An 18982-nucleotide genomic window follows, 5' to 3' on the forward strand; every position below is an offset into this window, starting at 1 on the left:
ATGAAATGTCTTTTTTTTATTATTAGTTTACTCAGCATAAGCTTACAGGCGGTGGCTACCTGCTCATATAGTAAAACGGGTGGCGGTGCGATTACCGTTAGTTTTAACGGTTCTGTCATCGCGGATTCCACATTACCTAACGGTAGCATATTAGCGTCGGCAAGACGTGGAAGTGTAAATCCCAAAACATTTTCATCGTGTAGTTCCAGCGATGTCTATGTCGTCAGAACCGTACCTGTCGTAAGCCCATCTAATATTACTAAAATTGGTGGAAAAATAGTTTATGAGACAGGTATCCCCGGTATTGGGTTTCAGATTTCTGATATTACCTTACCATCAGTTAACTATTTTTCCCCTGCAGAAATAGATCAGCCAGAAATAGCCAGCAATCATTATTTTTCTAAAGCGTCTGGACAGGTCATGGTCTGGTTAGTGAAAACCGGCCCCATAACGAAACAAAAGGGAAACAAAACGGCGGTTTATTTTATGGCTGACCCGCCAAATCAGACCAACACGGGTGCATCGAATACCGCTGAATTATTCAGAATCAATGTGGATTTGACTAACATTACTTTTAAGGAAACTACCTGCGAAATCTCGCCGCGCAATGGAGGTATCGTAAAACTATCAACCATTGATATTTCAGATTTAAATTCCGTAGCTGTCGGTAGTGCCGCAGGCAAGTCCAAAAATATCACCCTCGATATTAACTGCCCGGATTCAGAAATCAATAAAAAATATGTTTACTGGTTTAGCCCTATATCTGTAGCATCAACAAGCGTAAATGGACTATTACTAAATTCATTACCAGACGGCGCTCAAAACATAGGTATCATTCTTAAAAAAAATGGTTCTGCGATAAAATTTAACGATCTGAGTGCCTACCCCTTCGTCAGTACTAAGAGTCAGGATTTAACGCTCACTGCTGACTATTTTAAAATCGCTAAAAATGTCTCTGCAGGCATCACTGGGGAGATAAAAACAGATTTAGAGGTCATCCTGCAGGAGGAATAATTCCCCTGTGAGCAAGGATATAAGCATATACCAGCAAGTTTTACATAGACTTAATGATGAATAAAAGCAAAAACGTTATAAATCCAAAATTATTCGAGTGGTGAGCGAGAGAATACTTGGCAGTTTACTGCATTAAGTGGCTGGGCTGAGCGCGCTCAGCCAACGCTCAGGCAGCCTGAAGTGTGGCGGTTAAAATGCCTGTCGTTATCAATCCGTTCCCTCACACACAATCACGCCATCAATATTAATTCACTAAAGCTGATACATGAACCGCTAAAAATTCACTAATCAATCATCAACACGGACATTGAAAAATAACAGTCACATATTAGAATCAGCCTCGAAATACCACCTTGCACCTTCGTGTATTTCATTTTCTAAAAATGTCAAAATAGATTTTGACTTGTTGTTGTTTTCTTAAAGCACTCATATATTAAAGGAATATATAATGAAACAACTCACTGTATTTGAAATGGAAGAGATTTCTGGTGGCTACTCCTGGGACTTCTCATCGATAACTGGCGCCTTAACCAGTATTGTTTTTAATAGCGCAGAAGCTATCGGGGCATCCATTTTAGGTGCCACTGCAGGCGCACTTGCCGGTTCTGCTATGGGCGGCATCTTCGGCGGTAACGGTGGCGGCATTTTAGGTATCGGGTCAATTGGCCAGGCGGTGGGGATGATTTACGGTCTGTGCGTTGGCGGCGTTGGTGGCGCTATTGCTGGTGCCATGGTTGGCTGGGATATCACTCTCGATAAATGTATCGAGATGTTTGATGGATTTGTTGATGGTACGCTAGCCTACTGGTAAGAAAGTTTTCAGACCATAACTTTATGAAGGCTCTGACGAGCCTTCTTTTATCTTAATTCTCTATCTCAAAGCTGATAACAATGTTAAAAAATATCTATCGCAAGGAAGCGATTGAGTACAAAAAAATTCACTGGAAAGGGAAAGCATTATTGTTAGCAGGCATCCCGGCATGGTTGGTTACCTTGTTAGCATCACTTTTTCTTATTGCTCTTGTATTATCTCTCATATTTTGTACCTTCACTCAGCGCATTGATGTGCGTGGCGAAGTCATTACGCTCCCCCACTCCGTGAACGTCTTCGCACCACAGCAAGGTTTTGTTGTTAATCAGCACGTAAAAGTGGGTGATATCGTAAACAAAGGCCAACCGCTTTATGAGCTTGACGTTTCGCGTAATACCATTAATGGGAATGTGAGCGCAGCCCAAATTGAAGTGATTAATGAAAAAATTGCTAATGCGGAAGATATTATAAGCAAACTGACGCGCAATAAAGCTGAAACATTAACCGCCCTTGATAAACAGCTTAAAACTACCAGCGCCTCACTGGCTGAAACTAATCGCATGCTGGCGACGACTCAGGTAGGCTTAAACAAAATGCATACCAACTTATCCAGCTATGATAAATACCTCAAGGATGGTCTGATCACTAAAGACCAGTATAACTATCAGCATTCTTTATATTTTCAACAGCAAAGCGCCTATCAATCCCTGGTTACCCAAAAAATGCAGCTGGAATCTCAGCTCACGCAAACCAATAGCGATAAAATAACCAAAGCAGCAGACTTTGATAATCAGATCTCCAGCCAGCACAATCAAATCAATGATTACAAAAATCAGCTGGTAGAATCCAACGCGAATGGTAATCTCATTATTAAAGCAACGACCAATGGAAAGATTGAGTCGCTGGCCGTGACTAAGGGGCAGATGGTTGAGAACGGCAGCAGCCTCGCACAGATCAAACCCACAGGGGATATTGAGTATTATCTCATCCTATGGTTACCCAATAATACTATCCCTTATGTGAAGCCAGGCGACACGATTAATATTCGCTATGATGCTTTTCCTGCGGATAAATTTGGGCAATTTCCAGGAAAGGTTATTTCTATCTCCTCGGTTCCAGCATCACGCCAGGAGATGGCTGAATATACCAACGTTAATAACGGCACTAGCCAGCAGGAGTTGGCGCTCTATAAAGCCATTATAAAAATTAAAGACAAGACTTTTAACTACAACGGAAAAACGCTCACGCTCTCTAACGGCCTGAAGGCTCAGGCGGTAGTTTTTCTTGAAGAGCGTCCGCTTTATATGTGGATGTTTACCCCTTTCTATAAGATGACGCAAAGCGTGAGTGGCCCGATCGATGCATAAAGAACTGTTTAAAACGATTACCGATAAGCTAAATTTTTCGCTCCGCCATAAAACGCCGGTGATATTACAGTCGGAGGCTGCCGAATGCGGTATCGCCTGTCTGGCGATGGTTTGCGGCTTCTACGGGCTCAATATCGACCTGTTCAACTTCCGCCATCGCTACGGCAGTCCTTCTCAGGGCGTTACGCTCATGTCGTTGAGCAAAACGGCGGAACATGCCGGGTTGAAAAGCCGCGCGCTATCCCTCGACCTGGATGAAATCAAGCAGCTAAAGCTGCCCTGCGTCATCCACTGGGGTTTGAATCATTACGTGGTGCTCACTAAAGTGCGTAAAAGCAGCTTTATTGTTCACGACCCGGCGCTGGGTAAACGGGTTATTGGCATCCAGGAAATGTCCAATAACTTTACCGGCGTTGCGCTGGAGCTATGGCCGGACCAAAACTTTCAGCAGGAACAGGCGAAATCTCGTCTACGCCTGCTGGACCTGATGCGTAATATTGTTGGGCTGAAATCCGTCCTGCTCAAGATCTTTGCCTTTTCGGTAGTGGTTGAGGCTATCGGTCTGTTGTTACCCATCGGCACGCAGCTGGTAACCGACCACGTTATCATGGCGCACGATCAGAGCCTGCTTTCGGTTATCTGTATTGGCCTGGTTTTCTTCACGCTCTTCCGTACATTTATTAGTATGCTGCGGGCCTGGATCTCATTAACGTTAAATACGCTGACCAATATTCAGTGGAAGACAACGCTGTTCGATCATCTGGCGAGCCTGCCGTTATCCTTTTTTGAGAAGCGCCATCTGGGCGATATTCAGTCTCGTTTCTCCTCGCTGGATACTATCCGCTCAACCTTCACCAATAGCATTGTTACCGGCATTATCGATTCGATTATGACCGTTGGCCTGCTGATTATGCTAACGCTTTATGGCGGCTGGCTGGTTTGGGTCGTGGTGGGCTTTACTTTATGCTACGTCATCATGCGTTTTGCGACCTACAGCTTCTACCGCCGCGTTGCCGAAGAGCAGGTTATCAAGGGCGCCCGTTCCAGCTCGCACTTTATGGAGTCGCTCTACGGTATTTCAACCATTAAGGCGTTGAACTTAAAAGAACGCCGTTCGCAGCACTGGTTAAATATCAACATCGACGCCTGTAATGCCGGCATCAAACAGACTCGGTTCGATATGATGTTTGGCGGTATTAATACCTTTATTACTTCTATCGACCAGGTTGCGGTTCTCTGGCTGGGGGCAATTATGGTTATTGATAACAATATGACCCTTGGCATGTTTATGGCCTTTAATGCCTATCGCGGTCAGTTCTCGCAGCGCGCCTCAAGTTTGATCGATCTGATTATGCAGCTGCGTATGCTGTCGTTACATAATGAGCGTCTTTCAGAGATCGTCTTTAGCGAGCCGGAAAAAGAACTGCCTTCACGACGCGTTTTTGCAGAAAACACGGGCGTTAAACTGGAAGTGAAGAATCTCAGCTACCAGTACGATCCGTTCTCGCAGCCTATTTTTTCTAATTTAAATATTACCGTTGAACCGGGCGAATCCATCGCGCTGGTCGGCCCTTCCGGCGTCGGTAAAACCACGCTACTGAAAGTCATGTGCGGCCTGCTGTCCCCAACCAGCGGCGATGTGATAGCGGATAACCTCGATATTCAGAAAATCGGCATTAACAACTTCCGTCATGGAACGGCCTGCGTTCTGCAGGAAGACAGACTCTTTTCGGGTTCCCTGATCGATAATATCAGCGGCTTTGAAGATAACGCCGATATGGACTTTATCGTTGAATGCGCACGCAGATGTAATATCCATGATGAAATCATGAAAATGCCGATGGGGTACGAAACCATTGTCGGCGAGCTCGGTTTAGGCATCTCTGGCGGGCAAAAACAGCGGCTCTTAATCGCTCGCGCCCTCTATCGAAAACCCAGCATTCTGTTTATGGATGAAGCCACCAGTCATCTCGATCTTAAAAACGAGTCGGTGATTAACCAGTCTATCTCTGGGCTAAGCATTACCCGAATCATCGTCGCCCATCGGCCATCCACCATTGCCTCGGCCGATCGCATCATTGATTTATCACAGCTACGCACGCTGGCACCAGCGTAACCCTCAGGAAAAGGAGATCCGAATGCAAGGCACGTTTATTGGTTTTAATACCGCATCAATTAAATATGAAGACAAATTTTTAGCTTTAATGCTCAAAGTAAAGCTGAGTAATCAACTTTGCCAGTCTTACTATCTTCAAGCCCAGGCGCTTACCGACCTCCTGTTAGTTTTACAACACAGGATGGCCATCGTATTACAGCGCTTAAACGCTGAAGGTGAAAGTTATAAGAGTGAACTGGTCGCTTTTAATGAGCAGCTCATAGAAAACACCCCGGTTATAGATATGCCGGAAGTCCAGCAGCCCAATTCGGAAAGGCGAGTCATATCGATTACGTTAAAACCAGGAGATACCTGGTCAACGCTCATTCTTGTGCTGCAAAACGAGCAAATTGCTACGCTGCGCATTGATGATATGCAGGTTGAAGCGCTGCTGGTTGGAGTTCAGCAATCTCTTAAAAACGCCGGTGATAACGAACTGATTAAAAATTTAACGTCATCACTGGAAAGCCTGATGCTATATGCCCTGGATTTAACGAATAACAAGAATGTTGATTATCAACAGTACATCCAGGATGAGTGGAAGCTCAATCTGTTTTCCCATTATCTGGGCGTGCTGTACTGCTGTGATACGGAAGCAGGCCGAAAAATCATCTCCGGCGCGGTGATTAAAACCAACGCCGCCCATCCGTCAGAGCAGGAGAATAGCGTAGTGATGCGCTTAATTGAGAAGAGCCCAAAACTGAAAGAAGTGCACGCAAAGCATCAGCCCTGCCAGATTTTTAGCCAAATTATTCCTTCTCAGCCGGGAAGAATGCTGTCGCTGGAGGAGTGCCTGCGGCCTTTACATGCGTTCTACATGGCGACACAGGCCAAAATCAACGCGCGCTAAAAAATATGCCAGGTGCCTCTATTGGCTCAAGAGAGGCACCTGTTAAATCAATTCGGGCACTTATAAACCTGGCCGTTCATTTGGCTATCTGTCGGGACAAAGCTGGACAACAGATTCTGCGTCGGGCTGCTGACGCCGTAAATCACGTTGCCTCCCATTTCTGCCGCATGGTTACGCAGAGCGTTTGCCGCACCGCGCATAGAGCCGCCTTCATCACCATTCTGCCCGGACAGCCAGTTGCTCTGCGTACCGGTCGCAGTGCCTAACAGCTGGCATTCGGAACCCGGTTTATCCTCAACAAAGCGTACGTTCTGGCCACCAGAGGTCAATTCGTTGCTGGAGCTGCAACCTGCTAACAACAATGCTGCGCCGACAATCCCTGCTAAATATTTTACCTGCATGTTATTCCCCACGATCAATGAGCTGGACGCACTGGCCCGGATGTACAACCTTATACTAAAAAGACGACAAAAAGAAAAACCCCCGAGCATTTCTGCCCGAGGGTTCTTTATTTCTAAGGGGTATAGCGCACGATTACATCATGCCGCCCATACCGCCCATGCCACCCATACCGCCAGCAGCACCTAAGTCAGGCGCGTCGCTTTTCGGCAGGTCAGTAACCATGCACTCGGTGGTGATCATCAGACCAGCAACGGATGCTGCGTACTGCAGAGCAGAACGCGTCACTTTGGTTGGGTCCAGGATACCGAAGTCGATCATGTTGCCGTATTCTTCAGTTGCGGCGTTGTAACCGTAGTTACCCTCACCGGCTTTCACGTTGTTAGCAACAACTGACGGCTCTTCACCGGCGTTGGATACGATCTGACGCAGCGGAGCTTCCATTGCGCGCAGCGCAACTTTGATACCGACGTTCTGATCTTCGTTCTGAGCGGTCAGGCCAGCCAGTTTAGCCGCAACGCGAACCAGCGCTACGCCACCACCGGCAACCACGCCTTCTTCAACCGCAGCACGGGTCGCGTGCAGGGCATCGTCAACGCGGGCTTTCTTCTCTTTCATTTCAACTTCGGTCGCTGCGCCAACTTTGATTACCGCAACGCCGCCTGCCAGTTTCGCAACGCGCTCCTGCAGTTTTTCACGGTCGTAGTCAGAAGTCGCTTCTTCGATCTGCTTACGGATCTGAGTAACGCGGCCCTGAATCGCAGCTTCTTCACCCACGCCATCGATGATGGTGGTGGTGTCTTTGTTGATAACAACGCGTTTCGCCTGACCCAGGTCTTCCAGAGTCGCTTTTTCCAGCTCCATACCGATCTCTTCAGAGATAACGGTACCGCCGGTCAGGGTTGCGATGTCCTGCAGCATAGCTTTACGACGGTCGCCGAAGCCCGGAGCTTTAACCGCAGCCACTTTAACGATGCCGCGCATGGTGTTCACCACCAGGGTCGCCAGCGCTTCGCCTTCTACGTCTTCAGCGATGATAACCAGCGGTTTGCCAGCTTTCGCCACGGCTTCCAGAACCGGCAGCATTTCGCGGATGTTGGAGATTTTTTTGTCAGCCAGCAGGATGAACGGGCTTTCCAGTTCAACAGCACCGGTTTCCGGCTTGTTGATGAAGTACGGGGACAGGTAGCCGCGGTCAAACTGCATACCTTCAACCACGTCCAGTTCGTCTTCCAGACCGGTACCGTCCTCAACGGTGATAACGCCTTCTTTACCGACTTTGTCCATCGCTTCCGCGATCAGTTTACCTACGGTTTCGTCGGAGTTAGCGGAGATGGTACCTACCTGAGCAATGGCTTTAGAGTCAGAGCACGGTACGGACAGCGTTTTCAGTTCTTCAACGGCGGCAACGACAGCTTTGTCGATACCACGTTTCAGATCCATCGGGTTCATACCCGCAGCAACGGCTTTCAGGCCTTCAGCGATGATAGCCTGAGCCAGTACGGTTGCGGTGGTGGTACCGTCGCCTGCAGCGTCGTTCGCTTTAGAGGCAACTTCTTTCACCATCTGCGCGCCCATGTTTTCGAACTTGTCTTCCAGCTCGATTTCACGCGCTACGGAAACGCCGTCTTTAGTGATGGTTGGCGCACCGAAGGATTTGTCCAGAACCACATTACGGCCTTTCGGGCCCAGGGTTACTTTAACTGCGTCTGCCAGTACGTTTACGCCGCGCAGCATTTTCACACGAGCGTCGTTACCGAATTTTACGTCTTTAGCTGCCATTTTATCTTTCCCTTAAATTCGTATGTTCAGTGTCGTTCGCGGATTACGCTTCAACAATTGCCAGAATGTCGCTTTCGGACATGATCAACACTTCTTCATTGTCGATCTTCTCGGACTTCACGCCATAGCCATCGTTGAAAATGACGATGTCACCAACTTTAACGTCCAGAGGCTGCACGGTTCCGTTTTCCAGGATGCGGCCCTTACCGACAGCGATGATTTCGCCACGAGTTGATTTTGCTGCCGCAGAACCGGTCAGAACGATGCCGCCAGCAGACTTCGTTTCAACTTCTTTACGTTTGACGATCACACGATCATGTAACGGACGAATACTCATTTTGATAGCTCTCCTTTGAGAAAGTCATTATCAGTTATGGATGACGCCGGTCCGCACACGGTTTTCCGGCTAGTGCCCTGAGAGATGGGGATGGGGTTTTACCGCTTCAAGGGGAAACGCAAAAAAAAATTTGTCCTCGTGCTCGGACGCACATAAATTTGCCGTCCTCGCCTGACGTCATAAGCAAAAGCGATTGTGATACCATCCTTTTTTTGCCGGGCGCAAGGTTGAATCATGAGTGGTTTAAAACAGGAGTTAGGGCTGGCTCAAGGCGTGGGATTACTCTCCACGTCATTACTGGGAACCGGGGTCTTCGCCGTTCCGGCACTGGCCGCGCTGGTCGCCGGCGATAACAGCCTCTGGGCCTGGCCGGCGCTGATTTTACTGGTGTTTCCCATCGCTATCGTCTTTGCGACGCTGGGCCGCCACTTTCCCAGCGCCGGCGGCGTGGCGCATTTTGTGAATATGGCCTTTGGCCCGCGTCTGGCGCGCGTCACCGGCTGGCTCTTTTTATCGGTGATCCCGGTGGGATTACCCGCGGCCCTGCACATCGCCACCGGCTTTGGTCAGGCGCTTTTTGGCTGGCACGACAGCCAGCTGCTGCTGGCCGAGCTGGGAACGCTGGCGATTATCTGGTGGGTCGGTTCCCGCGGAGCCAGCTCCAGCGCCAATCTACAAACGCTGGTTGCCGTGCTGATTGTCGCCCTGATCGTCGCCATCTGGTGGCGCGGCGCGATCAATCCCGCGCAGATCCCCTTCCCGGCGCCCGCTGAAATCGATAGTTCGCAGCTTTTCTCCGCGCTTTCCGTGATGTTCTGGTGCTTTGTCGGGCTGGAGGCTTTTGCACACCTGGCCTCTGAGTTTAAGCAGCCGGAACGCGATTTCCCCCGCGCGCTGATGATTGGCTTATTACTGGCGGGTTCCGTCTACTGGGCCTGTACCGTGCTGGTCCTGCATTTTCATGCCTTTGGCGAGGAGATGGCCGCCGCCGCGTCGCTGCCCAATATCGTGGTGCGCCTGTTTGGCGTGCAGGCGCTGTGGATTGCCTGCGTTATCGGCTATCTCGCCTGCTTCGCCAGCCTCAATATCTATATTCAGAGTTTTGCTCGCCTGGTCTGGTCGCAGGCGCAGTACAAACCCGAGAGCTATCTGGCCCGGCTGTCGCCGCGACAGATTCCGCGCAACGCGCTGAACGCGGTGCTCGGCTGCTGCGTCATTAGCGCGTTATGCATTTATGCGCTCAATATCAATCTTGATGCGCTGATCGTCTACGCCAACGGCATTTTTATTATGATCTATCTGCTGTGCATGCTGGCGGGCTGCCGTTTGCTTGAGGGACGTTATCGCGCGTTAGCGGCGTTTGGCAGCCTGCTGTGCCTGCTGCTGCTGGCGATGGTGGGCTGGAAGAGCCTTTACGCGTTTATCATGCTGGCGGTACTGTGGCTGTTTTTACCGAAGCGCAGGCTGGCGGAGGGGTATTCCAGGCCGGAGTAACCGGCCCGGGCAATGCATGTTAGTCGCGGCGATCGTCTTTATGATCGAGACGGTCGCGTTCGTCGTCTTTACGCTGGTATTCGCCTTCAAAGGTATCGCCGCCGCCCGTTCCGGCGCTAAACCCGCCGCCCGGCATCCGGCTAAAGCGCAGATGCGGCATCAGTTTTAAGGTCAGATGCTTCTGTACCGGAGGTAACAGCAGCAGCAGCCCCAGGAAATCGGTAAAGAACCCCGGCAGAAGCAACAGCAAACCGGCGATAATCAGCGACACGCTTTTGATCATCTCTGCGGCCGGGCTCTCCCCCGCCGCCATCTTCTGCTGCATCAGCATGAGGTTTTTAAAGCCCTGGTTTTTCACCAGCGATATCCCCACCACCGAGCTGAAGATCACCAGAATCAGCGTCAGCAGAACGCCAAGCACATGAGCGACTTGGATAAAGATCGAGATTTCAATGTAAACGTATAAAAAAACGGCAATTAACGGAATCCAACGCACCGGCGTCTCCTTCATTAACAGACGCCAGCATCGGCGCCCGTAGTCATAGATGTGCTATTCGCATCAGCAAGATGTTGGGCCAAAACGTCACTTTTCAATCGTAAAAAAAGCTTATTTTTTTCAAAATTAGAAAACCGGTGACTCATTTCACAGATTAATAATTCTTATAAGATTCACTACATAATAAGTGATCAGGGCGGCTGATATTCGCTATCATCAGCATATGATCGTGGGCACCGGGCCGATTAAGGAAATAATCTGCGGCCAGAAAATGCGCTAGATCCCATTAATTCTGCGTATTTGGTGAATTCATAGGCAGCTTGAAAGAGAAGGTTCACATGTTAAACAACATTCGTATCGAAGAAGACCTGTTGGGTACCAGGGAAGTTCCAGCTGACGCTTACTACGGCGTCCATACTCTGAGAGCGATTGAAAACTTCTACATCAGCAACAACAAAATCAGCGATATCCCTGAATTTGTCCGCGGAATGGTGATGGTGAAGAAGGCCGCTGCGCAGGCTAACAAAGAGCTGCAAACTATCCCCAAAAGCGTCGCCAATGCCATTATCGCCGCCTGCGATGAGGTCCTGAATAACGGTAAATGCATGGACCAGTTCCCGGTCGATGTGTTCCAGGGCGGCGCGGGCACTTCCGTTAACATGAACACCAATGAAGTACTGGCGAACATCGGCCTTGAGCTGATGGGCCATCAGAAAGGCGAATATCAGTATCTCAACCCGAACGACCACGTTAACAAATGCCAGTCCACCAACGATGCCTACCCGACCGGTTTCCGCATCGCGGTCTACGCCTCCATCCTCAAACTGATCGATGCGATTAATCAGCTGGGCGAAGGCTTCCAGCAGAAGGCCGTAGAGTTCCAGGACATTCTGAAAATGGGCCGGACTCAGCTACAGGATGCGGTACCGATGACCCTCGGTCAGGAGTTCCACGCGTTTAATGTTCTGCTTAACGAAGAGACCAAATGCATTCTGCGCACCGCGGAACTGCTGCTGGAAGTGAACCTTGGCGCGACCGCTATCGGCACCCGTCTGAACACCCCGGATGGCTATCAGCAGCTGGCGGTACAAAAACTGGCGGAAGTCAGCAACCTGCCGGTTGTCCCCGCGGAAGATCTGATCGAAGCGACCTCCGACTGCGGCGCCTACGTGATGGTCCACAGCTCTCTGAAGCGTCTGGCGGTAAAACTGTCCAAAATCTGTAACGACCTGCGCCTGCTCTCTTCCGGCCCGCGCGCTGGCCTGAACGAAATCAACCTGCCTGAACTGCAGGCGGGCTCTTCCATCATGCCCGCCAAGGTTAACCCGGTGGTCCCGGAAGTCGTCAACCAGGTATGCTTCAAAGTAATCGGTAACGACACCACCGTCACCATGGCTTCCGAAGCGGGCCAGCTGCAGCTGAATGTGATGGAACCGGTGATTGGCCAGGCGATGTTTGAATCTATCCATATTCTGACCAACGCCTGCTACAACCTGCTGGAAAAATGCGTCAGCGGCATCACCGCCAACAAAGCGGTATGTGAAAGCTACGTCTACAACTCTATTGGCATCGTCACCTACCTCAACCCGTATATCGGCCACCACAATGGCGATATCGTCGGCAAAATCTGCGCTGAAACGGGCAAAAGCGTCCGGGATGTGGTGCTTGAACGCGGCCTGCTGACCGCGGCGGAGCTGGACGATATCTTCTCTGCGCAAAACCTGATGCATCCGGCCTATAAAGCGAAGCGTTATACCGATGAAAGCGAACAGTAGGTTTTCCGATTAAACTAACCACGGGCATGTCAGCAATGACATGCCCTTTTTGTTCTTATTGATTTACTAAATTACAACAACCCAATATCAACTTGTTAATAAAACAAGGAAGGCAAATATGTTTGGTGCAGAACTCGTTATTGTCCTGCTGGCGATTTATCTGGGAGCCAGGCTCGGGGGAATCGGCATCGGTTTCGCCGGTGGCCTGGGCGTCCTCGTCCTGACCCTCGTGTTTCAAATTAAACCTGGCGCGATCCCCTTCGACGTCATCGAAATCATTATGGCGGTTATCGCCGCTATCGCCGCCATGCAGGTCGCCGGAGGGATGGATTACCTGGTCAGCCTTGCCGAACGTATGCTCCGGCGTCATCCCAAATACATCACCTTTCTCGCGCCGCTGGTCACCTGGTTTATGACCGTGCTTGCCGGAACCGGGCATACGGCGTTCTCAACCTTACCGGTTATCACCGAAGTGGCAAAAGAACAGGGCATCCGCCCCTCACGCCCGCTCTCCATTGCGGTGGTCGCTTCGCAGATTGCCATTACCGCCTCGCCGATTTCCGCAGCGGTGGTCTTCTTTGCCGGTATTCTCGAGCCCCTGGGCGTCAGCTACCTGACGCTACTGGCGATCTGTATTCCGGTTACCCTGATTGCCGTCATGCTTACCGCCATCGTCTGTAACTTCCTCGGCTGTGAGCTGAAAGACGACCCGATTTATCAGGAGCGGCTGGCAAAAGGGGAAGTCAAACTGCGCGGCAGCCAGGTTTTTGAACTGAAGCCGCACGCCAGACGCTCGGTATTACTGTTTCTGATCGGTATCGTCGCGGTGATGTTCTACGCCACCGCCATCAGCGATACCGTAGGGCTGATCCAGGATCCGGTCCTGCCGCGTAACGAAGCGATTGTGGTGTTTATGCTGACCATCGCGACGCTGATAAGCATCACCTGCAAAATCGACACCGGTGAAGTGCTCAACGCCAGCACCTTTAAATCCGGCATGAGCGCCTGCGTCTGCGTTCTCGGCGTCGCATGGCTGGGGGATACTTTCGTCAAAGCCCACATCAGCGATATCCAGACCGTGGCGGGCGACCTGCTGCACAACTACCCGTGGCTGCTGGCGGTGGTGCTGTTCTTCGCCGCGACCCTGCTATATTCCCAGGCCGCGACCACTAAGGCGCTGATGCCCGCCGCGCTGATGCTGGGCGTGAGCCCGCTTACCGCCATCGCCTCATTTGCCGCCGTCTCCGCCCTTTTCGTTCTGCCGACCTACCCCACCCTGCTGGCGGCGGTCGAAATGGATGACACCGGCTCCACCCGCATCGGCAAATATGTCTTTAACCATGCCTTCCTGATCCCCGGCGTCATCGCCATTACGCTATGCGTGATCCTCGGGTTTATTTTCGGCGGCATCATGCTGTAAATCTCTTCAAATTCGGGCCAGATCCTGGCCCGTTTCGTTAATCCTCCCTATCTTGCATGCTATAGTGCCTCTTTTCGCTGATACGAGGTTCACGATGACGATGCCTGATGCTGTTGTTGTACTCTGTACCGCGCCGGATGAAGCGACCGCCCAGGACCTGGCGGCCAAAGCGCTGGCGGAAAAACTCGCCGCCTGCGCCACTCTCCTGCCGGGAGCGACATCGCTCTACTACTGGGAAGGAAAACTGGAGCAGGAGTATGAAGTGCAAATGCTGCTGAAAACCGACCTTGCCCATCAGCAGGCGCTGCTGGACTGCCTGAAGTCCCATCACCCGTATCAAACCCCTGAACTTCTGGTTCTGCCCGTTATTCACGGAGACAACGATTACCTCTCATGGCTCAACGCATCATTACGCTGATCCTGCTGCTTTGCAGCACATCGGCCATTGCCGGCCTGTTCGACGCCCCTGGCCGCTCGAACTTTGTTCCTGCTGACCAGGCTTTTGCCTTCGATTTTCAGCAGAATCAACACGATCTTAATCTGACCTGGCAAATCAAGGATGGTTACTATCTTTACCGTAAACAGATAAAGCTGACGTCCGCAGATGCGGCGTTTACCGACCCCTCGCTGCCTGCAGGCGAATGGCATGAGGACGAGTTTTACGGTAAAAGCGAAATTTACCGCCAGCGCCTGACCGTGCCGGTCACTCTGACTCACGCCGCCGCCGGCGCGACTCTTACCGTGACTTATCAGGGATGCGCGGATGCCGGTTTCTGCTATCCGCCGGAAACCAAAATCGTGCCGCTCGGCAACGCGCTCGCGCGCTCCAGCAGCGATACCGCCGTCGGGCAACCCGGGCTGACCCCGCCTCTGCCGCTGGAAACGCGCCCGGCGCTGCCGGTAGAGTCGCCGTCCGACCTTCCGCCCCCCGCTGTGGACAATAAAGATGCCGCTCTCCCCTTTAGCGCGCTGTGGGCGCTCTTGATTGGTATCGGCATCGCGTTTACCCCCTGCGTGCTGCCGATGTATCCGCTGATTTCCGGCATCGTGCTGGGCGGGCAAAAACGCCTCTCCACCGCCCGCGCGCTGCTGCTGGCCTTTATCTACGTCCAGGGCATGGCCCTAACCTACACCGCCCTGGGGCTGGTCGTTGCCGCTGCGGGCCTGCAGTTCCAGGCGGCGCTGCAGCACCCTTATGTGCTGATCGGCCTGTCGGTGCTGTTTATCCTGCTGGCGCTGTCGATGTTTGGTCTGTTTACGCTCCAGCTGCCTTCGTCGCTGCAAACGCGCCTGACGCTGATGAGCAATAAACGCCAGGGCGGTTCACCCGGCGGCGTATTCGCCATGGGGGCGATTGCCGGATTAATCTGCTCGCCCTGCACCACCGCGCCGCTGAGCGCCATTCTGCTCTATATCGCCCAGAGCGGTAATCTGTGGCTGGGCGGCGGTACCCTGTACCTCTACGCGCTCGGCATGGGGCTGCCGCTGATCCTGGTGACCGTATTCGGTAACCGTCTGCTGCCGAAAAGCGGCCCGTGGATGGCCCACGTCAAAACCGCCTTTGGCTTTGTGATCCTGGCGCTGCCGGTATTTTTACTCGAGCGTGTCGTGGGCGAACCGTGGGGCCTGCGGCTTTGGTCGCTGCTTGGCGTCGCCTTTTTTAGCTGGGCGTTTATTACCTCGCTGGGCGGCACGCGCCCCTGGCTGCGTATTGTGCAAATAGTGATGCTCGGCGCCGCGCTGGTCAGCGCCCGTCCGCTGCAGGACTGGGCTTTCGATGCGCCGGTCGCGCAACGGCAGTCCCATCTCCAGTTTACCCGTATCCATAGCGTCGATGAGCTCAATCAGGCGCTGGCGCAGGCGAAAGGCAAACCGGTGATGCTCGACCTGTACGCCGACTGGTGTGTGGCCTGCAAAGAGTTCGAGAAATACACCTTTACCTCACCTGAGGTGCAACAGGCCCTGAAAGAGACCGTTCTGCTGCAGGTTGATGTCACCAAAAATAGCGCGCAGGACGCGGCGCTGCTGAAGCACCTCCAGGTGCTCGGCTTGCCCACCATTCTGTTTTTCAATGAACAGGGCGAGGAGCAGCCCGCGCAGCGCGTCACCGGCTTTATGGATGCCGCGGCATTTAGCGCCCATTTGCGCGATCGACAACCGTGAGCGACACTGTAGGAGGAATAATGGAGGAAAAGACCGTGCAACGTGAAGATGTCCTGGGTGAAGCCATCCAAATCCTCGAAATCGAGGGTATCGCTAACACCACGCTGGAAATGGTCGCCGAGCGCGTGGCTTACCCGCTCAATGACCTCAAACGTTTCTGGCCTGACCAGGAAGCGCTGCTGTACGACGCGCTTCGCTATCTCAGCCATCAGGTCGATGCCTGGCGCCGCCAGCTTTTACTGGACGAGTCGCTCAGCGCGGAGCAGAAGCTGCTGGCCCGCTACGCCGCGCTGACCACCTGCGTAAGCAACCATCGTTATCCCGGCTGCCTGTTTATTGCCGCCTGTACTTTTTATCCGGACCCTCAGCATCCGATCCATCAGCTGGCCGAGCAGCAAAAGCAGGCTTCGCTGGCCTATACCCATGAACTGCTTAGCCAGCTCGAAGTTGACGATCCGGCAATGGTCGCAAAGCAGATGGAGCTGATCGTTGAAGGCTGCCTGAGCCGACTGCTGATCAAGCGCAGCCAGACGGATGTCGATACCGCGCGTCGCCTGGCAGAAGACATATTGCGTTTTGCCCAGTGCCGTATGGGCGGCGCCCTGACCTGATTCCGATATCTTAACCAATTCATCGCGCATATAATCCCCTCCTCATCGATATGCTGACAGGGTTTGATATGCGCTCTCTTCTTTGGGTTGCCATCATGGGGCTGTGTTCAACACCGCTCCTGGCAGCTTCTCCGCAAGGCTTTTCTTTCGCGCACAAAGACTGGGAGCTCGCCTGCGACAACACCGGGACCTGCCGAGCCGCCGGCTATGGCGCCACCATGGGCGAAGTCAGCGTTCTGCTGACCCGCAATGCGGGCGCGGCGCAGCACGTCATCGCTGTGGCGACTTTCGCGCAAACCGAACGCGATATCCCCCCTGACGCAACGGTAAATCTGTTCATTGACGATCGGGATAACGGCCCACTTGAGGCCGCCGACGAGAGCCACTTTCGCTTTGATGACACCCAAACGGCGGCCCTGATTCAGGCCCTGGAGCACAACGGCAAAATTGAGCTTGCCCTTAACGGCGAGCGTAAGACGCTCTCCGACGCGGGCAGCAGCGCCGTATTCCTGAAAATGGATGAGTTTCAGCAGCGTCTGGGCACTGCCGATGCGCTGTTACGCCAGGGCGACGCCGGTGATGACAATATTTTATCAGCCGCGCCCGCACCGGAAATTATCGCCGCACCGGTCATCCACAATGCCGCCACCGTAGCGCTGACGGCAAAGCAGCGGCAGAAACTCCGTCCCCAGCTCGTCCCTCTGCTAAATAGCCATTGCGACGACTGGCAAAACGCGGATATCCCGGCATCTGAGCGCCAGATCACCGCAACGCCGTTGGATAAAAGCCACACGCTGATTCAGGCGCTGTGCTGGCGCGCTGCCTACAACGACGGCTATGCAACGTGGGTGGTCGACAAGGCGTTTATGACCCAGCCTCAGCTGGTCACCACCGACGCCTCCAGCTATGCCGACGGCGTGCTCACCTTTTTCAATAAAGGCCGCGGTATCGCCGACTGCATCAGCGGTGAAGAGCGCGTCTGGGATGGCAAAACGTTTGTCCAGAGCCTGAAATACTCCACCGGCGACTGCCGGGAGATCGCCCCCGGCGGCGCGTGGATGCTGCCCACCTTTGTGAGCCAGGTTATCCCGAAGCAGCAGAAAGATGCCGATAACAACGCGCTGAAAGCGCTGTATAACGCCGTATTAAAGGAGCAGAAGGCCAATCCTGAACTGGATCTGAATAATATCGCCGAGCAGTTCCCCCTCAGCGGGAACGTCAGCCATTTTACGCTGACCTACGCGGACAACTCTCTGGTATCGACGACGAAACCGTCCGCCGATATCAGCGATGATGAGTGGCAGGCGTTTCTCCAGTCCGATATCAGCGCCGACTCCGAAAACGGTAAAGTGAGCTTTACGCTGGTCGACCTCGACGGAGACGGTAAACGCGATTTAATTATCGACAGCTACGTTGGCGGCACCGGACTCTTTAGCTATACCGGGATACTAAAACGCAGCGACGACGCTTTTGCTGCGGTTAACAGCGATGATAGCGGCAATGGCGATGATTTTGACGCAGGCGTTCCGGGCGCGCTCTATTCTCTCAACGGCCGCGGCGCCAACCAGTGGAGTCACTGGGTGCGCATTAACGGCCAGGTTTACGCGCTCTGGTACAACGGCCAGTTTGGCGAAGACAATCTCTATCTGTTGCGCCCATTTGGCCCCTCAGGCAGTACGCCGGCAGTGACAATCCGCTATCGCTACACCCTTAACGACATTCGCTCGCCGGAAAAAGACCAGCCTCTGACGCCCGCGCTGAATGAGCGGGAAAAGTCAGACCTGCTGAAGTCGCTGGAAGTGATGCAGAGCAACCTGCTCAAGGATAAGCCACAGAGCGACAATGACGCGCCAATTTGCCCTATTCCTCCGGGCACATCATCCGACGACGCGGAAAACTACTATAGCGGGGTAGCGTCGAACTATATCTATGAAACCGTGGCATATATCCCGGTCTGGCTGAACGATAAATGTTTTATCGGCACCATCTTTAGCCACCACGGCGCCTATCGTCACGGCGTCGATGCGGAAATCACGATCAGCTCGCCGCGCGATGACGAAGACATTGTTGGCGACTACGCGATTTCTGGATTACGCCGCGCTATCTCGGTGACCAGCGGCTGGAAAATCCGTGAAGGCGACAACGGGATGATGTAATTTTCAGCAAAAAAGCGTCTTCAGGCGCAGAATTGCCGCAAACTTAAGCAACCGGTAGATAAATCGAGAAATTTGATTGACGCCGCGTACGGATTACGGTTTAATGCGCCCCGTTGCCCGGATAGCTCAGTCGGTAGAGCAGGGGATTGAAA

The 18982-nt window shown here is 52.6% G+C and carries 16 protein-coding genes; 12 read left to right on the top strand and 4 right to left on the bottom strand.

Annotation, left to right across the window (positions count from 1 at the left end; translation table 11 throughout):
- The 5 genes from ABLV30_RS07930 to yjeJ all read left to right on the top strand — a co-directional run bounded on the left by ABLV30_RS07930 (position 1) and on the right by yjeJ (position 6197).
- Entirely contained in the window at positions 1-1014 is a 1014-nt protein-coding gene (locus tag ABLV30_RS07930) for a fimbrial protein (RefSeq protein WP_348865587.1), read from the top strand.
- Between the two features lie 448 nt (positions 1015-1462).
- Entirely contained in the window at positions 1463-1825 is a 363-nt protein-coding gene (locus ABLV30_RS07935; RefSeq protein ID WP_004097919.1) for a hypothetical protein, read from the top strand.
- 80 nt (positions 1826-1905) lie between these two features.
- Positions 1906-3192, top strand: coding sequence for an HlyD family secretion protein (locus ABLV30_RS07940; RefSeq protein WP_064405839.1), 1287 nt, complete (start codon positions 1906-1908; stop codon positions 3190-3192).
- Entirely contained in the window at positions 3185-5308 is a 2124-nt protein-coding gene (locus ABLV30_RS07945; RefSeq protein ID WP_004097913.1) for a peptidase domain-containing ABC transporter, read from the top strand. Before ABLV30_RS07940 ends, ABLV30_RS07945 begins: the two co-directional genes overlap by 8 nt.
- A 22-nt stretch (positions 5309-5330) precedes the next feature.
- Positions 5331-6197 carry a YjeJ family protein gene (gene yjeJ, locus ABLV30_RS07950; RefSeq protein WP_025107651.1) on the top strand — a complete coding sequence of 289 codons (867 nt, stop codon included), beginning with the start codon at positions 5331-5333 and terminating at the stop codon, positions 6195-6197.
- A gap of 47 nt (positions 6198-6244) precedes the next feature.
- On the opposite strand, the gene ABLV30_RS07955 is transcribed toward yjeJ, so the two are convergent.
- The 3 genes from ABLV30_RS07955 to ABLV30_RS07965 all read right to left on the bottom strand — a co-directional run bounded on the left by ABLV30_RS07955 (position 6245) and on the right by ABLV30_RS07965 (position 8715).
- Positions 6245-6598 (bottom strand): DUF4156 domain-containing protein, encoded by a 354-nt coding sequence (locus ABLV30_RS07955; RefSeq protein WP_004097909.1) that lies wholly within the window; start codon positions 6596-6598, stop codon positions 6245-6247.
- A gap of 133 nt (positions 6599-6731) precedes the next feature.
- Positions 6732-8378 (bottom strand): chaperonin GroEL, encoded by a 1647-nt coding sequence (gene groL / locus ABLV30_RS07960; protein ID WP_032747587.1) that lies wholly within the window; start codon positions 8376-8378, stop codon positions 6732-6734.
- Between the two features lie 43 nt (positions 8379-8421).
- On the bottom strand, positions 8422-8715 hold the full coding sequence (locus ABLV30_RS07965) for a co-chaperone GroES (RefSeq protein WP_003855929.1): 294 nt from the start codon (positions 8713-8715) through the stop codon (positions 8422-8424).
- Positions 8716-8949: 234 nt separating this feature from the next.
- Here ABLV30_RS07965 and yjeH point away from each other — a divergent pair, with 234 nt between their 5' ends.
- Positions 8950-10209 (top strand): L-methionine/branched-chain amino acid transporter, encoded by a 1260-nt coding sequence (gene yjeH / locus ABLV30_RS07970; protein ID WP_014227596.1) that lies wholly within the window; start codon positions 8950-8952, stop codon positions 10207-10209.
- Between the two features lie 19 nt (positions 10210-10228).
- Here yjeH and ABLV30_RS07975 read toward each other — a convergent pair whose 3' ends face one another.
- Entirely contained in the window at positions 10229-10705 is a 477-nt protein-coding gene (locus ABLV30_RS07975) for an FxsA family protein (protein ID WP_004097899.1), read from the bottom strand.
- 338 nt (positions 10706-11043) lie between these two features.
- Here ABLV30_RS07975 and aspA point away from each other — a divergent pair, with 338 nt between their 5' ends.
- The 6 genes from aspA (at position 11044) to ABLV30_RS08005 (ending at position 18830) form a co-directional block, all read left to right on the top strand.
- Complete coding sequence (gene aspA, locus ABLV30_RS07980; RefSeq protein WP_004097898.1) at positions 11044-12480, top strand: aspartate ammonia-lyase; 1437 nt, start codon at positions 11044-11046, stop codon at positions 12478-12480.
- Positions 12481-12598: 118 nt separating this feature from the next.
- Entirely contained in the window at positions 12599-13900 is a 1302-nt protein-coding gene (locus ABLV30_RS07985; protein ID WP_014227594.1) for an anaerobic C4-dicarboxylate transporter, read from the top strand.
- Positions 13901-13994: 94 nt separating this feature from the next.
- Entirely contained in the window at positions 13995-14318 is a 324-nt protein-coding gene (gene cutA / locus ABLV30_RS07990; RefSeq protein ID WP_004097896.1) for a divalent cation tolerance protein CutA, read from the top strand.
- A complete protein-coding gene (locus ABLV30_RS07995; RefSeq protein ID WP_265800814.1) occupies positions 14294-16063 on the top strand; it encodes a protein-disulfide reductase DsbD in 1770 nt (589 codons plus the stop codon). The genes cutA and ABLV30_RS07995 overlap by 25 nt, the downstream gene beginning before the upstream one ends.
- A gap of 20 nt (positions 16064-16083) precedes the next feature.
- Positions 16084-16674: a transcriptional regulator gene (locus ABLV30_RS08000; RefSeq protein ID WP_004097892.1), complete on the top strand. Its 591-nt coding sequence runs from the start codon at positions 16084-16086 to the stop codon at positions 16672-16674.
- A gap of 68 nt (positions 16675-16742) precedes the next feature.
- Positions 16743-18830: a DUF1176 domain-containing protein gene (locus ABLV30_RS08005; RefSeq protein WP_265800812.1), complete on the top strand. Its 2088-nt coding sequence runs from the start codon at positions 16743-16745 to the stop codon at positions 18828-18830.
- Positions 18831-18982 lie beyond the last annotated feature (152 nt).

The organism is Klebsiella sp. CN_Kp113, from assembly GCF_040064585.1.
In the GTDB taxonomy this organism is placed as follows: Bacteria; Pseudomonadota; Gammaproteobacteria; order Enterobacterales; family Enterobacteriaceae; genus Klebsiella; species Klebsiella michiganensis.

Bases quoted from the DNA above. Each gene is read 5' to 3' on its own strand.
- ABLV30_RS07930 (WP_348865587.1), top strand. From the start codon at position 1: ATGAAATGTCTTTTTTTTATTATTAGTTTACTCAGCATAAGCTTACAG.
- ABLV30_RS07935 (WP_004097919.1), top strand. From the start codon at position 1,463: ATGAAACAACTCACTGTATTTGAAATGGAAGAGATTTCTGGTGGCTAC.
- ABLV30_RS07940 (WP_064405839.1), top strand. From the start codon at position 1,906: ATGTTAAAAAATATCTATCGCAAGGAAGCGATTGAGTACAAAAAAATT.
- ABLV30_RS07945 (WP_004097913.1), top strand. From the start codon at position 3,185: ATGCATAAAGAACTGTTTAAAACGATTACCGATAAGCTAAATTTTTCG.
- yjeJ (WP_025107651.1), top strand. From the start codon at position 5,331: ATGCAAGGCACGTTTATTGGTTTTAATACCGCATCAATTAAATATGAA.
- ABLV30_RS07955 (WP_004097909.1), bottom strand. From the start codon at position 6,598: ATGCAGGTAAAATATTTAGCAGGGATTGTCGGCGCAGCATTGTTGTTA.
- groL (WP_032747587.1), bottom strand. From the start codon at position 8,378: ATGGCAGCTAAAGACGTAAAATTCGGTAACGACGCTCGTGTGAAAATG.
- ABLV30_RS07965 (WP_003855929.1), bottom strand. From the start codon at position 8,715: ATGAGTATTCGTCCGTTACATGATCGTGTGATCGTCAAACGTAAAGAA.
- yjeH (WP_014227596.1), top strand. From the start codon at position 8,950: ATGAGTGGTTTAAAACAGGAGTTAGGGCTGGCTCAAGGCGTGGGATTA.
- aspA (WP_004097898.1), top strand. From the start codon at position 11,044: ATGTTAAACAACATTCGTATCGAAGAAGACCTGTTGGGTACCAGGGAA.
- ABLV30_RS07985 (WP_014227594.1), top strand. From the start codon at position 12,599: ATGTTTGGTGCAGAACTCGTTATTGTCCTGCTGGCGATTTATCTGGGA.
- cutA (WP_004097896.1), top strand. From the start codon at position 13,995: ATGACGATGCCTGATGCTGTTGTTGTACTCTGTACCGCGCCGGATGAA.
- ABLV30_RS07995 (WP_265800814.1), top strand. From the start codon at position 14,294: ATGGCTCAACGCATCATTACGCTGATCCTGCTGCTTTGCAGCACATCG.
- ABLV30_RS08000 (WP_004097892.1), top strand. From the start codon at position 16,084: ATGGAGGAAAAGACCGTGCAACGTGAAGATGTCCTGGGTGAAGCCATC.
- ABLV30_RS08005 (WP_265800812.1), top strand. From the start codon at position 16,743: ATGCGCTCTCTTCTTTGGGTTGCCATCATGGGGCTGTGTTCAACACCG.